3 protein-coding genes are annotated in these 2,169 nt (G+C 51.1%); all 3 read left to right on the forward strand.

Annotated elements, in window-relative coordinates:
- A partial coding sequence (locus tag ACIP67_RS43145; protein ID WP_401700185.1) for a DnaB-like helicase C-terminal domain-containing protein occupies positions 1–209 on the forward strand: 209 nt, incomplete at its 5' end.
- 97 nt (positions 210–306) lie between these two features.
- Positions 307–1,221 (forward strand): hypothetical protein, encoded by a 915-nt coding sequence (locus tag ACIP67_RS43150; protein ID WP_350746313.1) that lies wholly within the window; start codon positions 307–309, stop codon positions 1,219–1,221.
- Between the two features lie 4 nt (positions 1,222–1,225).
- On the forward strand, positions 1,226–2,169 hold a 944-nt coding region (locus ACIP67_RS43155; protein WP_401700187.1), incomplete at its 3' end, for a DUF262 domain-containing protein.

Here is a 2,169-nt window from a genome sequence, read left to right on the forward strand (position 1 = left end):
CGGGCTCGATCGAGCAGGACGCGGACATGGTGATCCTGCTGCACCGCGAGGACGTGTACGACAAGGAGTCCCCGCGCGCCGGCGAGGCGGACCTGATCGTGGCCAAGCATCGCAACGGACCCACGAAGACCATTGTGGTGGGGTTCCAGGGGCATTACAGTCGGTTCAGCAACCTCGCACAGGATGGTGGGGGGAGTGGCGGGTTCTAGGTGATGCGGGAATGCCTCTCGAATCACAGAGTAGGTTACCTCATAGTCATGCTTCGATAATCCCTCGTGCAAAAGAATGTTGTGCTGAGGAGAAGGGGTGGCAAGAATGGAAGACGAGAGTTTGAGCGGCCATCCGCCGCTCGTTGATCCAAGCCCATTAGGAGCCCACGAAGAAATGCTTGGCGCTCTTAAAGAGGCCACCTTGATCGACTTTGCAACTCATGAGCAGGCTTTCAATCAGTTCATTACTGTAGCTCAAACTGAAGTAAATCAGTCTTCTTTCTACGACTACTTGACGGACCTCCATGAGTCATTGGCCGGGCAGCGAGTAGCGGAGAAGATTCAAGCGATAGATTCTTGGGCAAGTGGAGAATCTGCATTCCGGATTGTTCCTAAATCCTGGGGTTCTGTAATTGACAAACTCTACAGAATGAACGTGAAAGAGAATCCTTGCGCCCAGGCTACGGGAGTTCCATCCCCCCCGGTGTTGCAAACAATAATGGACCAGGCGAATAAAGATCACCTCAGAGAAGGTGCTGAGTGGATCACGCCACTAAATGTCCATAATTATATCGATGACCTGCTACGGACCAAATTTGTCCTGCCATTCGCTGACGGTGTTGTGGAAGTTAGCGAGCGAATAAGAGATGAAGCCAAAAAACAAGGCCTGCCCTGGTTCTGGCGGTATCACGCCAAAGATTCAGGCTACCACGCGCGGCATTTATATGTTATCTTGCCAATCCAAGCTATAGACGGCGATGTGCAAGTTGCGCTTGAAATAAAGGTACTTACCAAACTGCAAGACACCCTCGGCGAATTGACCCATCTTCTATACGAGCTTAAGCGCACTGGGCAGATCTCGGCGGAGAAAAAAAGAAAGCTGGCATGGATGTTTGAGTCTCCAGACTTCGAAGCTTCATACCTTGGACATACCTTGCATTATATGGAATCTTCAATTGTCCGGCTAAGACGACAGCTAGAGGCGGCATCCGCCAAATCTGAAGGGGTGTGAAAAGATGGAGAATCCTGAGCCGCGTGCCCAGTATTTGAATGTTGTTCTTAGGCATATTGACAGGACAGCTTTGAGAATTCCCCGCTTCCAGCGGCACTTCGTTTGGGGCGAAAGGGATGTGCTGGAGCTTCTAGAAAGCATCAAGAAAGGGTATCCCATTGGCAGCGTCTTGACTTGGCGGGTGAATAAGAAGGCTGAATATTTTTCGGGGTACCGAACAGCGACATTTCCCGAGCCGGCAGAAGACTTGGAGAGTTTTGAAGTAATCCTCGATGGAGCCCAGAGGTTGTCCAGTCTCTATGGCTGTCTGAAGAACCCCGATAGCGACCCTGTTTATCAAGTGCATTACGATACCCGTCAGGAGAAGTTTTTCCATTCGTCCATGGAGGCGGATCTCCAGCCATGGAATGTGCCCATGAGTTCGCTCTTCGACAGCCGAGGATTTCTTTCAGTGCAGGCCAATATGGCACCATTGCCAGATGGAGAGGAAATCCTCCCTCGGGCCCTCGATCTATACTCAACATTCCAGGACTATCAAATTCCCATCATCACACTGTCCAATGCAGAACTTCCTGATGTGGTGGAAGTCTTTCGGCGCGTTAATAGCAGCGGAACGCCCCTGTCCTCCGTTGATTTTGTCCGTGCATTGACATGGCAGTCGCGCTTTGATTTGGAGGAGACGTTCCGGAGTATTATTGAAGAGTTCCAGGGAACATCCCTAGAGGGTCTGAGTGATGAGTTGTTAATTAGGTTCTTAGCTATTGCGGCCGGAATCCCACTGGGCGCGCGAGATGTGCTTGAGCTTCAGGGCTTGTCGAAGCGGCCTGGAGGACTCAGTAATGAAGTATCAGAAATGCGCAGCGCTCTTAGCCAAATGGCAATCCTTTTGTCCGATCTTGGGATCAGGAGCCTTTCCGATATCCCTTATGAGGCCCAACGTGTAATTCT

Source organism: Streptomyces sp. NPDC088812 (genome assembly GCF_044750285.1).
GTDB lineage: Bacteria > Actinomycetota > Actinomycetes > Streptomycetales > Streptomycetaceae > Streptomyces.